This is a genomic window from Halomonas sp. 3F2F (genome assembly GCF_014897805.1).
Classification (GTDB): domain Bacteria; phylum Pseudomonadota; class Gammaproteobacteria; order Pseudomonadales; family Halomonadaceae; genus Vreelandella.
The window spans coordinates 42,127-57,128 of record NZ_JABUZE010000132.1; the positions used below are offsets into that span (position 1 = coordinate 42,127).

Sequence of the window (15,002 nt, forward strand, 5' to 3'; positions counted from 1 at the left end):
TTCTTTTTTTATAGGCAGCTTACAGGCAGAGCCGATGAATCCTAACTATCTCGATTTTGAACAGCCCATTGCCGAGCTTCAGGCAAAAATTGAGGAGCTGCGTTTGGTCAGCTCCGATAGCCAGGTTAATCTCTCCGATGAGATATCTCGGCTGGAAGAAAAAAGCCGTAAGTTAACCGAATCGATCTTCAAAGATTTAACCCCCTGGCAGGTTTCCCAAATATCTCGCCATCCGCAGCGCCCTTATACGCTGGATTATCTTGAGCATATTTTTACTGACTTTGATGAGCTTCACGGCGACCGCAATTTTGCCGATGATGCAGCCCTTGTCGGAGGCGTTGCGCGTTTGAATGATCAGCCGGTGATGGTCATTGGGCATCAAAAAGGACGCGATGTTAAAGAGAAAGTACGTCGCAACTTTGGCATGCCGCGCCCGGAAGGCTACCGTAAAGCCTGCCGCCTAATGGAAATGGCTGAACGCTTTAAAATGCCCATCCTAACCTTTATCGATACGCCTGGGGCTTACCCAGGGATCGATGCAGAAGAGCGCGGGCAATCGGAAGCCATTGCGTATAATTTGGCGGTAATGTCACGCCTGAAAACACCGATTATCTCCACCGTAGTGGGGGAAGGTGGTTCTGGTGGCGCGCTGGCGATTGGTGTGTGCGACGAGCTGCATATGCTGCAGTACTCTACCTATTCGGTTATTTCTCCAGAAGGCTGTGCGTCTATTCTTTGGAAGAGCGCTGAAAAAGCATCTGATGCCGCTCAAGCCATGGGGATCACTGCTGAGCGCCTCAAAGAGCTTGGCTTTGTTGATGAGCTAATTAAAGAGCCGCTGGGTGGTGCTCATCGCCATCCACTGACGACGGCTGAGCGCGTTAAAGAGGCTTTGGCTAATAGTCTGGAACGCCTGCAAAGCTTTGATAGCGATGCGCTACTAGAGCGCCGCTATAAACGGTTGATGAGCTATGGCGCCCCAGCCGCCTAAGCCGCTGTTACGTTTACTGAATGACGCCCTGGCGGAGACCCCGCCGGGGCGTACTATTTGGGTAGCGCTTTCCGGTGGGCTAGACTCTTCGCTGCTGCTAACGTTGGCCGCTCAGGTTTGCCGGGACGCACGTCGTCCGCTGCGGGCGATGCATATTAACCATGGTCTACAGGCGGCAGCCAGCGCCTTTGAAGCGCATTGTCAAACGCTGTGCGATACGCTTGGTGTATCACTAGTGACGGCCAACGTGGCTGTGGACGCTCAGGGCGAGGGTATCGAGGGGGCGGCGCGGCGAGCGCGCTACCAAGCGTTTATGGCGCATATTCCCACTGGCGATACGCTATGGCTAGCCCAGCACCAAGATGACCAAGCAGAGACGCTACTGCTGGCCGCGTTGCGTGGCAGTGGTGTGCGTGGCTTGGCGGGTATGCCTTTTCGCCGCGAGTGGCAGGGGCTCACTCTGCTGCGGCCCTGGTTGAGTGTCAGCAGACAGACGTTGGCTGATGCGGCGCATGGATTATCAATCAGCTGGTGCGAAGACCCGACAAACCGAGACATCGCGTTTGATCGCAATCGCTTACGCCATCAGGTGATGCCAGCACTACAACTACGTTGGCCTGGCGCTGCACGAGCCCTTGCCAATAGCGCCCAGCATGCCGGTGAGGCAGACCAGCTATTGGCGGCCTATGCCGAGGAAGAGCTGGCAACGCTGATGCGCGGAGAACACTGCATGGATGCTACGCTGCTTAGTCAACGCTCCTTACCTCGCCAGCGGCTGCTGGTGCGTACGCTTTGTAAGCAGCTAGCGCTCCCAACCCCTCCGCAAAAACGCCTCGAAAGCCTGCTAGCGCAGTTAGGCGCAGTGAACGACGCCCAGGTGAAGGTTGAATGGCCAGGAGTAGACGCACGGATTTGGCAACGCCGTCTCTATCTCATGGCACCGCTTAAGCCACTGCCTGAATGGGAAGTCGAGTGGGAAGGCGCGCCAGGGCAACTAACCCCTTTGGGCGTGCTGGAAGTATCGCTGGCACCGCCGCGCCGCGTAACGTTGCGTTGGCGACGTGGTGGCGAAGTGGTGGCGTTAAAAGAGCGTGGACGGCGTGACGTTAAACGCTTGCTCCAAGAGCGGGGAGTGCCGCCCTGGGAACGTGAGCGTTTGATTGTAGTAATGGAAGGTGAGTCATGCCTGGGCGTTATCCAGCCGCCTGCCAACGTATTGTGGCAGGCTGAAGGCGTTGCTCTTGCCGCTACCTCTACGCAACCGAAAACGTAAATCCAGCCGCTGTCATATAGGCCTGTTCCTGCTCCATATCGGTACTTAACAGCGTCGGTTCGTCGCTGGCTGGTAGCGTCATCAGCAGCGCTTCACCCTCTGCGTTAATCTCTGGTAGCGGCGGGGGATTTTCAGACCGGGAGTGATTAATAAGCACGGCAAGGCGCAGCAGGCGAGCAAGTTTGGCACAGCCTTCCTGGTGAGAGGCGGGCAGCGCCTGCCACTCTTTCGTCGGAAACTTGCGTCGATGGGCGCGCACTAAAAACGCCAGTAGACGCTGCTCAGGGCGTGAAAAGCCAGCCAGGTCGGAATGCTCTAGCAAATAGGCGCCGTGGCGATGGAATTGACTATGAGAGATAGCCAAGCCAATTTCATGTACATGACTTGCCCAGACAAGATAATGGCCTTGCTCTTGGGTTAGCCCCCAGGCTTTTTTTACTTTATTGAATAAGCGAAGGGCCGTGTCGGCGACATTTTCTGCCTGCCGAGAGTCAACATCATAAATCCGCTTCAATGCATCTAGGCTTTTAGAACGGGTATCTTCCGCACTATTCCGTCCCGCCATGTCATAAAGCACTCCTTCGCGCAGGGCGCCGTCTGCAAAGCGCATTTGGGAAAGATTAAAGGCTTCAAAAATAGCGTTTAAAATGGCGATACCTGCCGGAAAGACTTTTGCTCGGTCAGGTTTTAGACCATCTAGCTCAACTTTCTCCAGCTGTTTGCATTTTAGTAGGCGTTCACGCAGCTTTTTCAACCCACTGCGGGTGATAACACCTTCTTGGGGCGAATCGCCGTAAGCATATAACACGCTCGCGGCAGCCTTTATCGTTCCGCTAGAGCCCACGGGGTCATCCCAGCCAAGGCGTAGGTAGGGACGCTGAATGTTGGCCAGTTCTGACAGGGCAGACAGCTCAGCACGACGCATACGCTTTTCACTAATTTCGCCATCAGGAAAAAAGCGGCTGCTGAAGGTGACGCAGCCCATGCGTAAGCTCTCAAGTGCTTTGGGCTCGAAGGCTTCGCCAATGATAAATTCCGTCGACCCGCCGCCGATATCAACAATTAAGCGGCGGCCATTTTCGGCTAGCGCGTGGGCGGCGCCTAAATAAATAAGCCGGGCCTCTTCGCGGCCAGCAATAATTTCGATAGCGTGGCCAAGCTGCGCTTCGGCACGCTCGATAAACGCTTGGCTGTTATAGGCATCGCGCAACGCATTCGTACCGACAATGCGCAGATTGGCATCCTCAATGTCGTTGAGAAAGGGTGCAAAACGGCCTAGACAGTCCAACGCGCGCTGCATGGCTGCCTCGTTTAAATAGCCGTTCTCGTCTAGCCCAGCGGCTAACTGAACCTTTTCACCCATCCTGGCAACGACTTGAAGGCGCTCGTTTTGATAGTTAGCGACCAGCAGGTGGAAGCTGTTAGAACCCAGGTCGATGGCGGCTAAGCGCTGCGGTTCAGTGTTATCCAGTTCAGCCGACGGCGCGGTGAGAGGGAGTGAAATTTCCTTGGGCATGGGCGTTCCTTCCTAGTGGCTATGCCAAGGTTGCGGTGCCTTATTAGTATTGTCAATTGTCAAAGACTTGCGTTTATCGCGGGCCTTGACTACCATCGAACTACTGGCTTGATCCGAGTTAACTTGTTTGCCTATTAAACAGGCGTATTACTCGGGTATTCCGAGCAGTACGTATCCAATGGCATCAGCCAGATGTCCAAGTCGTCAGATAACCCGCTGAAACAGCATTTTCTGTGCCGATCAGATTAACTAGTTTATTAGCACCCTCACGTTAAGCAGTCGTTGATGCCGTTACTCCTTTATTGGCATTTACTTCAAGACTGCCTAGCTTTCAGTATCTGAGCGTGTGCCTAGATGGGGTTCTGAACGCATCACTCGGCGCTTAGCCCTACTTTTAGGTCACGCCTCCTGTCTTATTCCCGGCGCTTGTCGCCCAGCTTTCATGAGCAACTTTCTAACACACCGATGAATCTCACTGAACTCAAGCAAAAAACCGTTCCCGAGCTGCTCGATATCGCCCGCGAGATGGGTATCGACAACTTAGCCCGTTCGCGCAAGCAGGACATCATTTTCGCCATCCTCAAAAAGCATGCTAAAAGTGGAGAGGATATTTATGGCGATGGTGTGCTGGAAATCCTTCAGGATGGCTTCGGCTTCCTGCGTAGCGCTGACAGCTCGTACCTCGCTGGACCGGATGATATCTACGTATCGCCGTCTCAGATCCGTCGTTTCAATCTGCGTAAAGGCGACTCCATTTCCGGCAAAATCCGCCCGCCTAAAGAAGGTGAGCGCTACTTTGCCCTGCTCAAAGTTAGCCAGATCAACTTTGATCGTCCGGAAAATGCCAAGCATAAGATTCTCTTTGAGAACTTAACGCCGCTGTTCCCAGACGACCGGCTGCGCATGGAGATTGGTAATGGCTCTACCGAAGATCTTACCGCGCGCATCATTGATCTGACTGCGCCGATTGGTAAAGGTCAGCGTGGTCTGTTGGTGTCACCGCCTAAAGCGGGTAAGACACTGATGCTACAGAACATCGCGACGTCCATTACGCGCAACAATCCTGAGTGCCATCTGATTGTATTGCTGATCGATGAGCGTCCTGAGGAAGTGACCGAAATGTCACGCACCGTGCGTGGCGAAGTGGTTGCCTCTACCTTCGATGAACCGCCCGCCCGCCACGTGCAGGTTGCGGAAATGGTGATCGAAAAAGCCAAGCGTTTGGTAGAGCACAAGAAGGACGTGGTGATTCTGCTCGACTCCATCACCCGTTTGGCGCGTGCCTATAACACCGTGGTGCCCAGCTCTGGCAAAGTGCTAACCGGTGGTGTGGATGCCCACGCTCTTGAGAAGCCAAAACGTTTCTTCGGTGCCGCGCGTAATATCGAAGAGGGCGGTAGCCTGACGATTATTGCCACTGCACTGGTCGATACCGGTTCGAAAATGGACGAAGTCATTTTCGAAGAGTTCAAGGGCACCGGCAACATGGAAGCGCACCTTGACCGCAAGCTGGCTGAGAAACGCGTGTTCCCCGCGATCAATATCCGTCGCAGCGGTACCCGTCGTGAAGACCTACTGGCGTCAGAAGATGAAATGCAGCGCATGTGGATTCTTCGCAAGCTGCTCAACCCGATGGAAGACACGGCTGCTACAGAGTTCCTGATTGATCGTCTGAAGGATACCAAGACGAATCTGGAGTTCTTTGAAGCGATGAAGCGCCGCTAGGCGCTGCATTACAGCCAAGCACTAGCGATAAATGTCTGACAGCCGGGGAAGTGCCTTGGGGAGAGTGCCTTGAAGTACCACGACTTGCGCGATTTTATTGCGGCACTTGAAGCGCAGGGTGAACTTAAGCGAATTAAAGCAGAAGTTGATCCTTATCTGGAAATTACCGAAATTTGCGACCGGACATTACGTGCTGGTGGCCCCGCACTGTTGTTTGAGAATGTGAAGGGGCACGACATGCCGCTGCTGGGCAACCTGTTTGGTACGCCTAAACGGGTTGCGCTGGGCATGGGGCAGGATTCGGTAGAGGCGCTGCGCGAAGTGGGTAAGCTACTGGCGTTTCTAAAAGAGCCCGATCCGCCTAAAGGGTTAAAAGACGCCTGGGACAAGCTGCCGATTTTCAAGCAAGTGCTAAGTATGGGGCCAAAAATCGTTAAGCGGGCTCCGGTACAAGCGCTATCGTTTGAAGGCGATGAGGTTGACTTGGATCGTTTGCCGATCCAGCACTGCTGGCCTGGCGATGCGGCGCCGCTAGTGACTTGGCCATTGGTGATTACCAAAGGCCCGCATAAAAAGCGTCAAAACCTCGGTATTTACCGCCAACAGAAAATTGCTAAAAACCGCCTGATTATGCGTTGGCTCTCCCATCGGGGCGGTGCGCTGGATTTTCTTGAGTTTCAAAAAGCGCATCCCGGTGAGCCATTTCCTGTGGCGGTGGCGCTGGGGGCTGATCCTGCAACAATTTTAGGCGCCGTCACACCGGTACCCGACTCTCTCTCCGAGTATGCGTTCGCTGGGCTTCTGCGCGGTTCACGCACAGAGCTTGTCAAGTGCGGACATGCTGACCTGGAAGTGCCTGCGTCTGCAGAAATCATTCTTGAAGGGTTTATTTACCCCGACGATATGGCAGCGGAAGGGCCATTTGGCGATCACACCGGTTATTACAACGAAGTCGATCACTTCCCCGTTTTTACCGTCACGCGGATGACCATGCGACGGGACGCGATATACCACTCCACGTATACCGGCCGCCCACCCGATGAGCCAGCTATTCTAGGCGTCGCGCTTAACGAGGTATTTGTGCCGATCCTGTGTAAGCAGTTCCCGGAGATTGTTGACTTCTACCTGCCGCCGGAAGGGTGCTCCTATCGGATGGCCGTCGTGACCATGAAAAAGCAGTACCCAGGTCACGCCAAGCGCGTCATGATGGGGGTTTGGAGCTTTCTGCGTCAGTTTATGTACACCAAGTTTGTCATTGTACTGGATGACGATGTCGACGCGCGTAACTGGGAAGACGTGATGTGGGCAATTACCACGCGTATGGACCCAGCGAGGGATACCGTGATGGTGGAAAATACCCCCATTGATTACCTCGACTTTGCGTCTCCAGTGTCCGGGTTGGGTTCTAAAATGGGGCTCGACGCCACCAATAAATGGCCAGGAGAAACGGATCGAGAGTGGGGGACTCCCATCGTGATGGACGATTCGATAAAGACCCGCGTTGACGAGCGTTGGGACGAGCTGGGCATTGATATCCCGTTACCCACACCTCGCCACGGCTAACCCAGTGGCGCAGGTCGGACGATTCTTCATAAAGAGGCTTTCATGAGCGCAAGCACGTCAACTTGCAAGACGTTAACCTGCCAGGTAACCGCCGTTGAGGATTTAAATCCCGACGTCTTTGGGGTGACCCTGGAAGGGCGGCCAGAAGCCATGCAGCATGCGCCTGGCCAGTATTTAGAGCTGAAACTAGACGATAACACCTGGGTGCCGTTTTCAATTGCCAGCGCTGAACGTGGCGATGGCATTATCGAATTGCATATTCAGCACTGGCCTGAACGGGATAACTCAGCTCGCTTGAGAGAGTTGTTGCAGGTGGCCAACCAATTGACCGTACGCTTACCCAGTGGTGACTGTGTGCTGGACGCTGAAAGCGAGCGCCCGCTACTGCTGGTCGCGGCAGGCACCGGTTTTGCACAGATGAAAGCCATTGTAGAAGCGACGCTGCGGCAGCAGCCCGCTCGGCCTATTTCACTATGGTGGGCAAACCGCGAGCACCGCGATCTGTATGCCGAAGATTTGGCCTGCGAATGGGCACAACAGTATGCCAATGTTGCTTTTCAAGCCGTAACAGAGTTTCCGCTTACCGAGCCGCTGGCGGTTGGTGAACGAATATCACACCATCAAGGACGCATTGACCTAGTGCTGGAAAGTGCCCTTGAGAGCGAACTTGCAAGGGCTCAGTTGACGCTCAGCGATTGTGATATCTTCCTATCAGGCTCGCCGGGGATGGTTTATGCCTGTGTTGATGTGTTCGAGCGAAAAAACATCAGTAGTGAGAGAATGTTCTCGGATGTATTTGCCTACGCTCCTCGCCCTCACTAAAATGATTGGCCGATAACTGACGCACGGCATGTGCCGATAACCGATACCGATAAAAAAGGAGGCTTTCATGGCCCACCATGACGACAACTTCAAAGACGAATCAGGTTTACTTTCTATTGTGCTCGGTGTTGTGGTCCTGGTTAGCATGAGTGCACTGCCCGCAACGATTGGTTGGGTACAAGCGTTTGGCGGTTGATGGTTGCCATTTTGTTCCTATGCAGGCAGGATTGAACACTCAGATGTCATCGTTCTCGATGAGCAACGTGAATTAGACTTGTAAATTAGGATGTAGCCATGCACACAGTACAATGCACATGCCACACACAAGCAAGGCCGGTATCGGCGGCTAGTGCTTGTGCGTGCGTTGCTGCATTCTTTTATGCTGCCTATTGGTTTAGCCACGGTGTGCCCCTGGCCGACCAGTAGCGTCGCGTCATCAGGCACACCGACTAGGTTGCCTGCCGCATGCAAAGAAGCCTCGGTTGGTAGCCCAACCGAGGCTTCTTTCGTTTTAACGGTTTATTTAGTTTAACTATTCGGGTTTCACAGACATTTCATCAAGGAGCTGCATCATGATGTACCGCGCAAACTCTCTCGCTAATCTGCTCGCCAATATTGCCAACTATATCGGTTATGGCTATGGCTGGCGATTTAGCGACGCGCGGTCGGTGCAAGCTGCCACCTCCGACCGTGCAAGCCTGGGTGGCAAGTTGTTGTTATCACGATGTCACACGCTTCCGGAGAGTTAAGTTATGAATGCCCATGTCAGCCCTGCTTGCACAACCTTGTCAAACCTAGCGTCATTAACGAATGGCCCCTCAAGCTCATCGCAGCCATTGCCTTTGCCGGCAGAGCTACGCCGCAGTGTCGCTATCAATAGCCAACTGGGTGAGCAAATTGCCCACCAGCGCCAAGCGGTTCAGCGTATCCTGAATGGTCAAGATAAGCGCTTATTAGTGGTTGTTGGCCCCTGTTCCGTCCACGATCCAGAAGCAGCGTTAGAGTATGCCGATCGGTTGGCTGCGCTAAGCGAAGAAGTTAGCGAGCAACTATTACCGGTCATGCGTGTTTACGTAGAAAAGCCGCGCACCACCGTTGGCTGGAAGGGGTTGGCATACGACCCTGGGCTAGATGGTAGTGGTGATATGTCAAAAGGCATCACCCTTTCTCGTGAGCTTATGCACGCGGTTGCTTCGCGGGGGCTGCCGGTGGCCACAGAGCTTTTACAGCCAATGCTAGCCCCCTACTTAGATGACCTGCTGAGCTGGGTCGCCATTGGTGCTCGTACCACTGAGTCGCAGTTACACCGAGAGCTGGCAAGTGATCTTGCGGCCGCAGTGGGGTTCAAAAATGCGACGAGCGGCGACGTTCAGGTTGCCATTGATGCCATGCAGGCAGCGGCTCATTCCCACCAGCGTTTCGCCATGGATAATGAAGGACGCCCGGTCATGCAGGAAACGGCTGGTAACCCCAATACGCATGTGGTGTTACGAGGTGGTCATGGCGAGCCAAACTACCAGGCGCATCATGTGCGAGCAGCGGTGAATACCCTACGAGACGCCGGACAGAACCCTCGCTTAATGGTGGACTGCAGTCACGCCAATGCGCGAAAAGATCACCGACGCCAAAGCGAAGTGCTGCTCGACGTGTTGGCACAGCGCAAGGCAGGCGATGCCAACTTGGTGGCGCTAATGCTCGAAAGTCACCTGTTTGAAGGTAAGCAAGCGCTGTCGCCTAACGCGATGCGCTACGGCGTATCGGTGACCGATGCCTGTGTGAGTTGGGAAACCACGGAACGATTGCTAAAAACCGCTGCTGAGCGAATGAGTTAACCCAGTCATCTTCCCGCAGCTGGATAATCTCTTGTTTGCCCTGGCCAGCCCCGTATCATAAGAGACTACTTTTTATGATGAGGTTGGCCATGGTTTTCACCCTTGAGCAGCATAATCCCAGTAGTTACCAGCGCAAGGCGCGAATGATCAGTATTGCCATGGCAGGGCAATTAATTGTCTTCGGGTTACTGTTCTCGATGCTGTTAACTTCCGCTTTTGGCAGCACCTTATGGCTCAATGGGCTGGGGGTCTTCCTTGGCTTGTTGGCCACCAGCGTACTGTTTGCGGTGCTTAAGGATCGCCCATGGATGACTGAAATGCGCTATGTATGGCAGCTCAAACACCACCTTTCTCAGATTAGTGGCTACCTGCAGCCACTGCGCCGCGGCGTGGAGGAAGATAATCGTGTAGCGCTGGATATTGTGACATTTTACCATCAAGGCATGACGCAGCTCGCTGAACTTAACGGCCGTACTACCGATGATGATTCTGAACGCCTAGCTGAAAAAATGCAGATAAAGTTAAAGCGCGAAGAGCTGGGGCTGCCAGCCCAGGTTGACAGTTTTGACCCGCAGGACTTAAAAGCATTTAAGCGTCGCTAGCTGAAGTGAAATTTATTTATTAAGAAGAGCGACGCCGAGCGTTAACTAGACGCCATTGACGGTGCCTATGATGATCAAAGGCATAACATCGATAGCAGTAACGATAGTGATAGCGGTAACGGTAACAACAGTGATGACAACAGGGAGCAGAATGCATGACTTACTCACCTAATCGGTTAACCGGTTTGATTGCGCTAACGGCCACGTTTGCATTGACGGGCTGTGCAAGTACTGGGACAACGCCTGCTAATTCTGCTGCTGGAGTGTCCAAAACAACCGTACACAGCAGTGCACCGCTACTGCCCGCTACGCTATTTCCAGGCAGCGCGGCCCATTTTGACGCTTGGGAGTGTCAGCCCGCAAACCAGAACTTGGTCACCGCGGTGAACGACGATAACCTGCGTCTTTGGTCACTACATGGTGCCTGGCGTTTACCGGAAGCGATTGTGGCAAGTGGTGCGCGCTATCAAGATGGTGAGATCAGCTTCTGGAATCGTGGCGATCAAGCGCAGGTTGAAACACCGCGTGGTCAGTTGCAATGCCAACAGGGGCAGCGCCGAGCCGCAGCAACCCGCGCTGACCATCCTGGCGTGATGTTTCTAGGGCGTGGCAATGAGCCGGGCTGGTCGATTGAGCTAGCTCATGATGCTCCGGTGATGACTTGGACAACGAACTACGGCAGCGAGACGCAAACCATGCCCTATATGGTAAGCGTCATGGACAATGAGGCGGGCAGAGTGGTGATTGAAAATGCCAACGCAGAGGAGTTTTTCCGCGTACGCATTGAGTCGGGAGCCTGTTTTGATGACATGAAAGGCCAGCCGTATCCCGCTCGAGTCACTCTGACAATCGGCGGGGAACAGTACAAAGGCTGTGGTCAGGGCATCGCTCCTTAGTTGGCACGGTCTTTTGAGTCCACTGATGTGTCAGCAACGGTAAAGCGAAGGCTCGGCACGCCATTGTGCTTCAATAAAGTCGCTGGCACACAGTGCGGTGTTATCACCGATAGCCCTGGCAGCGAGCCTTGAAAGTATTTCCAGTCTAGGCTCTCGGGAGGTTGCTAGTTGCTCGCTTATGTCGGCAGGGTGCCAAGAACCATCTTTCCACGTTGCCAGGGTAAAACTGAACGGATGAAAGCCTGGAAAGCCAAGGCGAATATCGGTGGCGATTAGCGTTTCCTGGCCATCGATCAACAGCGTGTCATAGCGTAGAAAGGGGCCAGTAAACCATGTCAGCCGTTGGCCAAGTGGGCTGGCTAGCACGCTTTCCTCAAGTACGACGTTGCGCTTTATAGCTTCAAGCGTTGGTGCGTCCTGATTATCAAATACGCTGATCAAACTCTCAAAATAGCGATCTCCGTCAATAACCGTCGCGCGCCACAGTGCAATATTAAACGGCGTCGGTTGAATCAATACCGGTGCTGCCTGTAAGCCAGCGTCCGCCAGTGCTGGGGTTAAGCGTTGCTCAACGCTCCATTTCGCGCCTGCCGCCAGTAGTAAATACATGCTGGATACGACTAATCCGATCGTACAAGCCCGACGCACTTTTTTGGCGGCAATAGCGATGGTTAACGCAACCAGCAGCGGTAGGGTGTAAAAAGGATCGATAATAAACACGATAGGCCACGCTATGGGTGGCATATCCAGTGGCCAGAACAGCTGAGTGCCGTAAGTAGTAAATGAATCAAGTACCGGGTGGGTTGTCAGACAGAGAACGAAAAAACACCACCATCTCCCCAGGCTGATATCACGCGCAGGTATGAAACGCTGGCACAGTAGCGCCACTATCGTGGCTAAGCCAGTCAGCACAAATAGGGAGTGGCTAAAACTGCGGTGCTCAGTCACATTAGCCACTGCATCGCCATAATCAAGCATCACGTCTAGATCGGGCAGCGTGCCGAGCACTGCACCCATTAGTATGGCTTTGCGACCCAGTCGTTTACCTAATATTGCACCACCTATGGCGGCCCCAAGGGCTGCTTGTGTGACTGAATCCACGTAAGTCTCCTTGGGGCGGCCCCGTATTCCAAGTAAGCTAGGTATTATTGTACATGTCGGTGAAGAGGATTTTTAAATGTCACGAAATCGTCTAGTTAAAGGTCTGGTGGGCAGTCTTCTTGCTGCCTATTCGCTAAGCGCTTTGGCAGCGCCTACGATTGATGTGCACAGCGATCCTAACTGTGGCTGCTGTAGTGCATGGGTCAGCCATCTTGAAGAAGCCGGGTTTACTGTAAACCATCACCGTGACGGCGATCTCCGGTCAGTCAAAGTAGCCAATAATGTTCCTGCAGAACTAGCATCTTGCCACACAGCCATCGTTGATGGTTACGTGATAGAAGGCCATGTGCCCGCTGCAGATATTAAGCGGCTGTTAGAAGAGCAGCCAGACGTTATCGGGTTAACAGTGCCAGGTATGCCGCATGGTTCTCCGGGCATGGAAACCGGCCGGGTTGATGATTACGCTGTTCTCAGTTGGACCCGCAACGACAGTATTCCCGCTATCTTTAGCGAATATACCCAGTAATGATGGAGGGAGAATGACATGCAGTTTTTGCACACTATGGTAAGGGTAAGAGACTTAGATGCATCGTTGAATTTTTACTGCGATCTTTTAGGGTTGAAAGAAGTGCGTCGCAAAGAAAATGAGAAGGGCCGTTTTACGCTGGTCTTTCTCGCCGCGCCGGAAGATGAAGCGCGCTCCGAACGCTTAGCGGCACCAGAGCTTGAGTTAACCTATAACTGGGATCCAGAAGAGCTCACCGGCGGGCGCAACTTCGGGCATTTGGCCTATCGCGTTGACGATATTTACGCGCTATGTAAAAAGCTTCAAGATAACGGCGTTACCATTAACCGCCCGCCGCGGGATGGGCATATGGCGTTCGTGAAGTCGTCCGACGGTATTTCTGTCGAGCTACTGCAAAAAGGCGATGCGTTGCCCTCTCAGGAGCCATGGGCGTCAATGGAAAACAGCGGAAGCTGGTAATTTGTCAATAAGGAGCATGAGACAGTGACGGTCAAATTTGGAGCAATGCTAGCCGGTGTCGCTACCGCGCTATTAATCAGTGCGTGTAGCAGTACACCAGAGCAAGAGAGCACGGCAGCGCCGGAAAACGTGTCGCTGTCAGGCCCGATAGTCGATCAGCGTTGGAATTTATTGCTAGTAGGTACCGATGAACGGGTATCGTTACCCAATACGCCATTCTTTCAAATTGGACGCGACGGCAGCGTGAGCGGTTCGGATGGTTGTAACCGATTTACCGGCAGTGTGGAGTTGGGTGAAAATCAGCGTATCGAGTTTAGCCAGCTCGCCTCAACACGCATGGCTTGCCCCAATATGGAAGACGCCAAGCAGGTAACAGATATGCTCGATACGGCCTATCGCTACCTCATCGACCATGATCGGCTGGTGTTTTTTGGACCAGATAGCCGCGTATTAGGCGGCTGGCGCGAAGCTAACTAAGCCTTCAGTTAGCATCTGATCGCAGTTATCTAGTTAGTGCTTAAAAGGCGGGTTGAAGCGGGCAATAAAGCGCGCATCAATCCGCTTTTTCCATTCCCATACCCAGCGGCCTGAGAAACCGATGGCGCCTCTACTGGCAATCGCATGGCCGTCGCCAGTGCCAATTAGAGCCAGGACACGTTTTGGTGGCTTCCACTCGGCCAGCGGTTCATTGTGACAGGCGGCGCGCAGGTTCTCCGCCAGCACTGGCCCCTGGCGCACGGCGTAAACTCCGGCCTTGGGTAGTGGGGAAGAGGACAGTGGCGATGAGTGCAGTGATGTACTGAACGCTGCACAGTCACCCGCGGCAAAAAGCCCCGGCTGGCCCGCTACCTCAAGTGTCTTATTCACCTGGATGAATCCCCGCTTCTCCAGCGGCAGTGGGGTGTCTTGCAGCCAAGGTTGGCCAACGGCACCGGTAGCCCACAGCACGATATCCGCGTCAATCAGTTCGCCTTTAGAGGTGTGGACGCCACCAGCTATTAGCGCCTGGCCGCGCACACCGGGCAGCACCGTAATGCCTGCCCGGCGCAGAGCACGTTGGGTTAACCAACGAGGTAGCCAACCCGCGCCGGGTAACAGTGTCGTTGATGCGCTGACTAGCGTGCCCTGCCAAGTAATATCTGAACGTTGTTGACGAAGCTGCGCCAACACACTCATTAAGGTTTCACAGCCTGCCGCGCCGCCGCCTACGCTCACCACTTGCTGTGTAGAACCATGGGGAAACTGGTCGACTTTCTCTCTCAGCGCTTGCCAGCGGTGGTGCAGTGAGCTTAGCGGTCGCATCGCCAACAAGTAGGGGCATTGTTCGCCATGTTTTTCGAGAAATGGCTGTTCAGGCAACCTTACCGTGGAGCCCACGTTAAATGAGGCTACATCGAAATGGATCGCCTCGCCGTTCGCTAGCGCTAGCTGGCGCTTAGTGGGATTGAGAGCCACTGCAGGCGAAGTGATTAAGCGAGCGCCTGCCCGTTGAGAGAGCGCCGCTACATCAATTTGTGTTTCGCGTAGCGTGCATTCCCCTGCCAGCCACGCTGGCACGCTGCCAGAATAGGCTGACAGCGCACTGTCGCTAACCACGGTGATAGCGATTGACGGATCTGGGTGCTGAGCAAAGGCTTCCAGCACGAAGGCATGGGCATGGCCCGCGCCAATCAGCACGAGATTTTTCATGGGGAGA

At 53.9% G+C, this 15,002-nt stretch carries 16 protein-coding genes; 13 read left to right on the forward strand and 3 right to left on the reverse strand.

Going from position 1 to position 15,002, the window contains the following annotated elements; all coding sequences use genetic code 11:
* Window positions 1-34 precede the first annotated feature (34 nt).
* Window positions 35-991 (forward strand): acetyl-CoA carboxylase carboxyltransferase subunit alpha, encoded by a 957-nt coding sequence (locus INT21_RS13895; protein ID WP_038486504.1) that lies wholly within the window; start codon window positions 35-37, stop codon window positions 989-991.
* The gene (gene tilS / locus INT21_RS13900; protein WP_193068765.1) at window positions 972-2,264 is read left to right on the forward strand and encodes a tRNA lysidine(34) synthetase TilS; all 1,293 of its coding nucleotides are present in this window, start codon (window positions 972-974) and stop codon (window positions 2,262-2,264) included. The genes INT21_RS13895 and tilS overlap by 20 nt, the downstream gene beginning before the upstream one ends.
* On the opposite strand, the gene ppx is transcribed toward tilS, so the two are convergent.
* Window positions 2,245-3,780 carry an exopolyphosphatase gene (gene ppx / locus INT21_RS13905; RefSeq protein WP_089039216.1) on the reverse strand — a complete coding sequence of 512 codons (1,536 nt, stop codon included), beginning with the start codon at window positions 3,778-3,780 and terminating at the stop codon, window positions 2,245-2,247. The two genes, tilS and ppx, sit on opposite strands and share 20 nt — an antisense overlap.
* A 465-nt stretch (window positions 3,781-4,245) precedes the next feature.
* Here ppx and rho point away from each other — a divergent pair, with 465 nt between their 5' ends.
* The 8 genes from rho to INT21_RS13940 all read left to right on the forward strand — a co-directional run bounded on the left by rho (window position 4,246) and on the right by INT21_RS13940 (window position 11,220).
* A complete protein-coding gene (rho, locus tag INT21_RS13910) occupies window positions 4,246-5,505 on the forward strand; it encodes a transcription termination factor Rho (RefSeq protein ID WP_038481222.1) in 1,260 nt (419 codons plus the stop codon).
* Window positions 5,506-5,574: 69 nt separating this feature from the next.
* Window positions 5,575-7,068: a 4-hydroxy-3-polyprenylbenzoate decarboxylase gene (ubiD, locus tag INT21_RS13915; protein ID WP_089039215.1), complete on the forward strand. Its 1,494-nt coding sequence runs from the start codon at window positions 5,575-5,577 to the stop codon at window positions 7,066-7,068.
* A 42-nt stretch (window positions 7,069-7,110) separates the two neighbouring features.
* Window positions 7,111-7,890, forward strand: a complete 780-nt coding sequence (locus INT21_RS13920; RefSeq protein ID WP_193068764.1) for an NAD(P)H-flavin reductase — start codon at window positions 7,111-7,113, stop codon at window positions 7,888-7,890.
* 67 nt (window positions 7,891-7,957) lie between these two features.
* Window positions 7,958-8,086, forward strand: coding sequence for a hypothetical protein (locus INT21_RS20590; protein WP_264298868.1), 129 nt, complete (start codon window positions 7,958-7,960; stop codon window positions 8,084-8,086).
* A gap of 376 nt (window positions 8,087-8,462) precedes the next feature.
* Window positions 8,463-8,639, forward strand: coding sequence for a hypothetical protein (locus INT21_RS13925; protein WP_193059958.1), 177 nt, complete (start codon window positions 8,463-8,465; stop codon window positions 8,637-8,639).
* A 3-nt stretch (window positions 8,640-8,642) separates the two neighbouring features.
* A complete protein-coding gene (locus tag INT21_RS13930; protein ID WP_089039213.1) occupies window positions 8,643-9,722 on the forward strand; it encodes a 3-deoxy-7-phosphoheptulonate synthase in 1,080 nt (359 codons plus the stop codon).
* Window positions 9,723-9,811: 89 nt separating this feature from the next.
* A complete protein-coding gene (locus INT21_RS13935) occupies window positions 9,812-10,324 on the forward strand; it encodes a DUF3087 family protein (protein ID WP_193067853.1) in 513 nt (170 codons plus the stop codon).
* A gap of 155 nt (window positions 10,325-10,479) precedes the next feature.
* Window positions 10,480-11,220, forward strand: a complete 741-nt coding sequence (locus INT21_RS13940; protein WP_193067852.1) for an MliC family protein — start codon at window positions 10,480-10,482, stop codon at window positions 11,218-11,220.
* Window positions 11,221-11,250: 30 nt separating this feature from the next.
* On the opposite strand, the gene INT21_RS13945 is transcribed toward INT21_RS13940, so the two are convergent.
* On the reverse strand, window positions 11,251-12,321 hold the full coding sequence (locus INT21_RS13945; RefSeq protein WP_193085353.1) for a metal-dependent hydrolase: 1,071 nt from the start codon (window positions 12,319-12,321) through the stop codon (window positions 11,251-11,253).
* Window positions 12,322-12,397: 76 nt separating this feature from the next.
* Here INT21_RS13945 and INT21_RS13950 point away from each other — a divergent pair, with 76 nt between their 5' ends.
* Genes INT21_RS13950 through INT21_RS13960 form a run of 3 tightly spaced genes read left to right on the forward strand, consistent with a single transcriptional unit; the run spans window position 12,398 to window position 13,783 of the window.
* On the forward strand, window positions 12,398-12,847 hold the full coding sequence (locus tag INT21_RS13950) for a DUF411 domain-containing protein (protein WP_089039209.1): 450 nt from the start codon (window positions 12,398-12,400) through the stop codon (window positions 12,845-12,847).
* An 18-nt stretch (window positions 12,848-12,865) separates the two neighbouring features.
* Entirely contained in the window at window positions 12,866-13,306 is a 441-nt protein-coding gene (locus INT21_RS13955) for a VOC family protein (protein WP_193085354.1), read from the forward strand.
* 45 nt (window positions 13,307-13,351) lie between these two features.
* Window positions 13,352-13,783, forward strand: a complete 432-nt coding sequence (locus tag INT21_RS13960) for an META domain-containing protein (protein ID WP_193059995.1) — start codon at window positions 13,352-13,354, stop codon at window positions 13,781-13,783.
* A 33-nt stretch (window positions 13,784-13,816) separates the two neighbouring features.
* On the opposite strand, the gene INT21_RS13965 is transcribed toward INT21_RS13960, so the two are convergent.
* Window positions 13,817-14,995 (reverse strand): FAD-dependent oxidoreductase, encoded by a 1,179-nt coding sequence (locus INT21_RS13965; protein WP_193067849.1) that lies wholly within the window; start codon window positions 14,993-14,995, stop codon window positions 13,817-13,819.
* Between the last annotated feature and the right edge of the window lie 7 nt (window positions 14,996-15,002).